At 35.7% G+C, this 6403-nt stretch carries 6 protein-coding genes and 2 pseudogenes; 3 read left to right on the forward strand and 5 right to left on the reverse strand.

The features are described 5' to 3' along the window. Window positions 1–198 precede the first annotated feature (198 nt). The 4 genes and pseudogenes from VHE99_06655 to VHE99_06670 form a co-directional block, all read right to left on the reverse strand. A pseudogene (locus VHE99_06655) lies at window positions 199–490 on the reverse strand (GIY-YIG nuclease family protein). A 15-nt stretch (window positions 491–505) separates the two neighbouring features. Further along, window positions 506–874, reverse strand: a complete 369-nt coding sequence (locus VHE99_06660; protein ID HVV68695.1) for an IS5 family transposase — start codon at window positions 872–874, stop codon at window positions 506–508. Between the two features lie 438 nt (window positions 875–1312). Beyond that, complete coding sequence (locus VHE99_06665) at window positions 1313–2161, reverse strand: response regulator (GenBank protein ID HVV68696.1); 849 nt, start codon at window positions 2159–2161, stop codon at window positions 1313–1315. A gap of 60 nt (window positions 2162–2221) precedes the next feature. Further along, window positions 2222–2488: a hypothetical protein gene (locus VHE99_06670; protein ID HVV68697.1), complete on the reverse strand. Its 267-nt coding sequence runs from the start codon at window positions 2486–2488 to the stop codon at window positions 2222–2224. A gap of 441 nt (window positions 2489–2929) precedes the next feature. On the opposite strand from VHE99_06670, the gene VHE99_06675 reads away from it, so the two are divergent. From VHE99_06675 to VHE99_06685, 3 genes are all read left to right on the forward strand, one after another. Further along, on the forward strand, window positions 2930–3475 hold the full coding sequence (locus VHE99_06675; protein ID HVV68698.1) for a winged helix DNA-binding protein: 546 nt from the start codon (window positions 2930–2932) through the stop codon (window positions 3473–3475). A 72-nt stretch (window positions 3476–3547) separates the two neighbouring features. Continuing rightward, window positions 3548–4804, forward strand: a complete 1257-nt coding sequence (locus VHE99_06680) for a styrene monooxygenase/indole monooxygenase family protein (protein ID HVV68699.1) — start codon at window positions 3548–3550, stop codon at window positions 4802–4804. A 145-nt stretch (window positions 4805–4949) separates the two neighbouring features. Continuing rightward, on the forward strand, window positions 4950–5495 hold the full coding sequence (locus VHE99_06685) for a hypothetical protein (protein HVV68700.1): 546 nt from the start codon (window positions 4950–4952) through the stop codon (window positions 5493–5495). A gap of 193 nt (window positions 5496–5688) precedes the next feature. On the opposite strand, the pseudogene VHE99_06690 reads toward VHE99_06685, so the two are convergent. After that, a pseudogene (locus VHE99_06690) lies at window positions 5689–5847 on the reverse strand (IS5/IS1182 family transposase). Window positions 5848–6403 lie beyond the last annotated feature (556 nt).

Below are 6403 nucleotides of genomic sequence, written 5' to 3' on the forward strand. Positions count from 1 at the left end.
ATATTTTTTGAAACAAATTTAATTGGAGTTGATTATGAAAGGTTTAAAAGAAAGTATAAAAACGCCACAAAAAGTTTCAATAACACCAAAAGAATTGCTGGCAGAGCAGAACTATCGAGGTGAAGCACTGGTTGCTTCTAGGGCCTGTCGTCACACGCACCCCACTATGTCGTCCCGCGGCTTGTCCGCGGGATCCAGTTAAATGCAGATTTCTTCGTATAAATCTCGCCATGTTGGATTAAATTGTTCAATGATGTTTATTTTCCATTTCCTGCACCAATTTTTAAATCGTCTTTCGCGTCATGGCAGCTTCCATGATATCTTGATGCATTTCATAATAAACCAATTGATGAACTTTATACTTAGCTGTAAATCCAGGAATAACCTTATTTTTATGCTCCCATACTCTTTTTATTAAATTTGTTGTTGAACCAACATATAAGGTTCCATTTCGGCGACTTGCCAAAATATAAACAAAAGACTCTCCCATAAACATCTCCTCAAATTATGTATCATTCATGATTGATATAAATTTGCGATATTTAATGGTTAAAATAAAGTTTGTAAATACAGTAATTAAATCGTGAAAATCTTCAACTAACAAAAATTCCATATCTGCTTCTTCAGATAAAACTCGAAAAATTCTGTCAAAAATACCTGCTCTTGACCAACGAGAAAATCTGCGGTGGACACTTTTCCAATGGCTATATCTTTCGGGTAAATCTCGCCATGGTGCACCTGTTTTAAATATCCAAAGAACACCATTAATAAAAAGTCTGTTATCTTGAGCAGTAACACCTACATGTCCTTCGCGTCCGGGCAGCATGTTTTCTATTTTTTTAAACTGTTCATCAGTCAGTTCATGACGTCGCATCCATCCAGGCGGCTCCTTGTAAAAAATACAAGGATAACTGATAGGTCTATAGTAGATGAAGTTTTTCCTGGATCCCGCGGACAAGCCGCGGGACGACGTAGTGAGGTGCGTGTGACGACAGGCCCTAGTTGCTGGCGCGAAATTCACCTTCATAAAAACGTTGTCATTCCCGCGAAGGCGGGAACCTATCCTTAACAGGCACTCAAGTCTTTTAAAGAACTATTGACTTCATTTTGTTAAAATTAATGAATATTACTGCCATGGATGGATTCCCGCCTTCGCGGGAATGACATAAGTTTTTTGAATTTTTAATAATAAACTACTTAGTCGAACGTTAAAAACCCAGTTTTAGATTTTTAAAAATGGGTTTTTAACGTTCGACTAATTAAAACGCGCAGGTCGGATGGTATCCCGTCAAGGTCGAGTAGAAAAATATATTTAGGCTATGTTAGCTTGCACAGAAACTACATGTTTTCTGCGGCTGTAACGTTGAAGAAAAGATTCCACGTAGTCAATTGCTAGTTGAGCAGGTGAATCATTACCCATTTCTTCCAATAATTGAATCGCAAGATAGTTGAAATATTGCGTCTTAGACATATTATCCGGTTTAGGGGCATTTTTCAGTGCCACAGCATAATGGTTAATCAACTCCTGTTCCGTGTAAAGATTTTGAGGCTTATCTTTACCTTCGCTGCTAATATTACTAATAATCCCTTTTATTTTTTCTGCGCTAAGCGGTTTGCAAAAAACTTCATCAATTCCAGCAGCACGACACTGAGCTATAGTATGCTCATTTACGTTGATAGTAACCGCAACAATGGGTTGCTTTATTTTTTGCTTCCTTCCTATCTCTGCAGCTAATTCATAACCTGTCTTATCAGGTAGTAAAATATCCAATAAAATTAGATCATAGGAGTTATGTAGTAATATAGCCGTTGCTTCTTCAGCATTTTCGACAGTGTGGACTATGCAGTCCATGTCCAGCAGTATTTTTTTATGAAAATGTTGCGCTATCCGATCATCTTCCACAACAAGAACTTGCAACTTGTCTGTTTTAGAAAATGTGGGTTTTGAAGTCTGATTATGTTTTATGGGTTCAATCTCAGAGGCAAGACTGTTTGAGGCTTCAGCACTGCTGAAGCCATTAACGATTTTTTTGAATTTAACAAGAGTGATGTTTTTTCCTGGAACATCTTGTGTGACGCAACCAAAATTGAATAATAGTTCTTTAGCCTCCTCAGCTATCTGTTTTTCATTGAACTTGGTTAGCAAGTGGGTTCGCAGCATTTAATATTTTACCTGAGTTAGCTAATTAAAGTTTTTTTGTCTATCTATAATCACAATGTTTTAAGCTGCTTTTTTTAAAGAAAGTTTTATCGATTTTCTATTGCTATAGCGCTTAACATTCGCCTCAACCGCATCAATTTCGACTTGTGATGGGAAAGAGTTGCCAGTCTTTTCAAGGATTCTAATAGCTACACAAGTTAAATAAAGAGATTGGCTCATGTCTTCAGATTTTGGCTCTTCTTTAAGTACCTGCTTATAAAGATCAAACAAAATACAGTCTAATGCCAAACGATATTGATTCTTTGGCTTAAATTTAATAATTCTCATTTACCACCTCACACAGTTAGGTTTTCAGTGTTCTTGCTTAAGGAGAGCTTAAGCAGCAATAAAAGCATTCTACATTATAGCAAAACTCTTGTAAAGTTATTATTGATATACTAGTAAAATGCAATCTAGTATAGGGATAACTTTACGATACCAAGAGTTTAAATCTAGCAGTTGGGAATCTTGTGATTTGCTTATAAGGAATTAAATTATAAATATGTTTATAATCAATGTTTTATTTAACAAGCTAGGAGATGCTTTTTTAAATTTCTTATTGTTTTCATGTTATATTTTGACAAAAAAACAATATTTTGCTTGTAATTTTTTCAAAATTGAGAGATTTTATTGTTGAATATTATCTGAGCAATTTAGTAAAAAACTAATTTTTCTCGACATATTACTGGTAATATGACAAAATTAATCAACTTATTGGGCGATATACATATGACTAAATCTCACAAGATAAAGACTGATGACCCTTGGCATTTAACACAGAGTGATATCGGGATAAAAGTGACTAATTTCGAGTTACAGTTGTGGCGTGTTTTTTACGGTTTTATTCGATGGCAAGAAGAATGCGAAAGGGGTGTTAACAATACTGGACTGACTGCTAACGAAATAGCAGTATTACATATCATACGCATGAAAGAACGACCAAAAACAATTTATGATATAGGGCGATTACTTAATCGTGATGACACCTTCAATATTCACTATAGTATTCGCAAGCTTTTAAAAATGGGGCTAATTAAAAAAACAAAATCAGATCAAGCTGGTAAAAAAACTTTTGCTTATCAAACATCAGATGCCGGTACTAAAAATACTGATACTTTTACAGAGATGAGAAATCACATCTTACTTGAAATGTATAGCCAGGAAAAAGAATTGAATCTAGTTGAACTAGCTAAAGCTTTATCAAAAGTAAATGCGCTTTATGATGAAGCCGATAGAGCTGTAGCTTCATATACAAAACCACCCGCAGAAGAATAAGAGTCTATTTTCCTATCAATAAAATCATAAAAATATAAACCAAATTTCAATACTAAACATGGGACAGGTAACATGGCAGAAAGAACAGTCGCGATAATTGGTGCAGGACAAGCAGGTCTTTTACTTGGAATTGGGTTATTAAAATCCAATAAAAAGTATAGTGTTTCTATTTTCACAAATAAATCAGCAGAACAGATCCTTCAGGGTGGGATTATGTCGAGTCAGGGTATGTTCGATTCTTCCCTCCAAGTTGAAAGAGAACTTGGTATAAATTTTTGGGATACACTCTGCCCTCAAAATAAATCCGTAACTTTTACTCTAGTTAATCCAGAGACAATAAAAAAAGAAATTTACTTCCAGGGGAAAACAACTAAACCTTATCAATCAATAGATCAACGGTTAAAATTTTCACGCTGGATGGATGAATTTGAGAAGCTTTCCGGAAAAATTCATATTCAAAATACAGATACACAAGAATTAAATAGAATTACTAAAGAGCATGAACTTACCATCGTAGCAACCGGCAAGGGTGAAATCAGCAGCATATTTCCAATAAATCATTCACGATCACCTTTTGATAAACCACAACGTGCTTTAGCTTGTATCTATGTGCAAGGTGCTATTCCTGCAGATTCACTAGGTGTACGCGCGCATATCATTCCAGGAATAGGGGAATATTTCACAATGCCAGGCCTAACACTGAATGGCCATTGTGAAATGATGCTATTTGAAGGTATTTTTGGAAATGCATTCGACTGTTGGGAAGGCTTAACCAATCCAGAAGAACGATTGGAAAAGGCACTCAATCTTTTAAAAAATTACTTACCTTGGGAAGCAGAGCGTTTTCAAAACACCAAGCTAACAGATAACCGTGGAACACTTACAGGCTCTTATACCCCTTTAGTGAAGCTTCCTATTTCAAAATTACCTTGCGGCAAATCCGTTTTAGGGTTGGGTGATGCTGTTGTACTTAATGACCCAATTGCGGGACAAGGAGCAAACAGCGCAGCTAAATCAGCAAGTATCTATCTTAAAAGTATTTTAGACCGTGGTCAGGCTCCATTTGATGAGTCCTGGATGACAAAAACATTTGAGCTAAGCTGGAAATTACATGCGCAGTGGGCAACCCAATGGACATATAATCTATTGATGCCGCCACCACCTCACATAATTGAGCTTTTTAAAGCAGCTTCACATTCCCAGAAGATTGCAAAAATTCTGGCAGATGGCTTTGATAACCCCGCCACTTTATTCCCCTGGATTATGCGCTCAGAGGAAACTTTTAAAGTAATACATAATGAGGAAAAACAACCGGAAAAATTAGCATAAGGATTCCAATAATCTATGAATTTTTAACTTAGAGAGAGGTCTGATAGCTATGATAAATTACGAAAATGGATTATTTGAGAAGAATAAATACTTTGCTAATCAATTTAGAAACAGTCCATTTATTCAGTTCATTCAGAGTGAACAAATGGCTGAATCATCTACACGAGAACTATTATTAGATTGCGTCCAAGTTTTATCAAATTATTTCCAAAAAGTAGTTATGTTACGCAACGTTTTTTGCGATGACTCACAATTTATGAATATAACCATTGAACACTTGCAAGAAGAGCTGGGGCATAATTTATTGCTGCATAAAGACAGAAATGAACGACCGCCCGTGTGGGACCCAATTCTGGAAGCAACCTGCAGCTGGTTTGCCTGGAAAATGTTTACTTTGAATGATGAGCAAAAAACGCTACTAATACATCTTGTCCTTGAAACAAGCGCAAACATCTTTTTCCCAATAGCAAAAACTGCTTTATGCAAATATCGAAGAATACAATACCTACAAATCCATGATATAGATGAAAAACATGAACAAATGGGTAAAGAGCTTTTAGTAAAAGATATTTCTCCCGAAAAATTAGAAAGGCTATTTCTAGTACAGCAGCAAGGCTGGGACATATTGAACGCTACCTGCAATCGAATATTAAGCCTAACCGCTGATAACCACCCACCGTTAAGCAATTAAATCATCCCCATAGAAAAGTACGCGGTTCAGCACCATATGGTGCTGAACCGTGTACTACGGCCGGAAGGATTACATTTATTAGCCTCTCAGTATGGTTTAATACTTTGGTTTTTGCGCCAATTATAAGACTAAAGAGTCGAACGTTAAAAACTCATTTTTAAAAATCTAAAACTGGGTTTTTATCTTGAAGCGTCTAAAAAAGTTGCAAAACCTTCCTGCCCAAAATAGCCAAAAAAATCCTCAACCAACGGAGGATTAGCTTAAAGTTATAACCAGCACCTACCATTAACGCATTGATGGCATCTCCTAGCTTGCCATACAAATAGTTTCGGCCTAAATGCCCTTCATTTTTGAATGGCGCATGTTAATAATGCTTTCTAATTGGGAACGAAACAGATCGTCTAGTGGAGTTTTTTTAGCATTTTTGGCTTCATTGGCCCACCTCTTTTCTTTTAGATTTTGCAAGGTTTTGGAAGCCAATGCTTCAAAACCTTGCAAAATTATATAAAAAAGAAGACTATTTAGAATAGATTTTTTCGAGAAAAACTACTTAATTAGGGGTTTTTAACGTTCGACTAGCTTTGATGATACTTTTCTGTTCAGCCTCTTGAAATAATTGCACAGCTTGTTTTGCATTTCTCTTTACACCTTTTACAATCTCAGATTTTTCAATCCGCAATAATGATTTTCTGTAGTTACTTTCTTATCTATAGTCATAAATTACCGCTAAAAATATGTGTAAATTATTAATCAAAACCTTCTCTCTTAAGGCAGAAAGAAATGAATAATCTCCGCGAATTTTCTATTGCGCAATAAAAACATTGATCTGTTTAAGAATATAATCCACATAAGCTTCAGTAATAATTTTGCCTTTTTCTCGAGTTGCTAAAGTAGGATCACCCCAGGCG

Source organism: Gammaproteobacteria bacterium (assembly GCA_035546635.1).
In the GTDB taxonomy this organism is placed as follows: domain Bacteria; phylum Pseudomonadota; class Gammaproteobacteria; order JAURND01; family JAURND01; genus DASZWJ01.

Excerpts from the sequence above, each read along its gene's own strand:
- VHE99_06660 (HVV68695.1), bottom strand. The coding sequence starts at position 874 with ATGCGACGTCATGAACTGACTGATGAACAGTTTAAAAAAATAGAAAAC.
- VHE99_06665 (HVV68696.1), bottom strand. The coding sequence starts at position 2,161 with ATGCTGCGAACCCACTTGCTAACCAAGTTCAATGAAAAACAGATAGCT.
- VHE99_06670 (HVV68697.1), bottom strand. The coding sequence starts at position 2,488 with ATGAGAATTATTAAATTTAAGCCAAAGAATCAATATCGTTTGGCATTA.
- VHE99_06675 (HVV68698.1), top strand. The coding sequence starts at position 2,930 with ATGACTAAATCTCACAAGATAAAGACTGATGACCCTTGGCATTTAACA.
- VHE99_06680 (HVV68699.1), top strand. The coding sequence starts at position 3,548 with ATGGCAGAAAGAACAGTCGCGATAATTGGTGCAGGACAAGCAGGTCTT.
- VHE99_06685 (HVV68700.1), top strand. The coding sequence starts at position 4,950 with ATGGCTGAATCATCTACACGAGAACTATTATTAGATTGCGTCCAAGTT.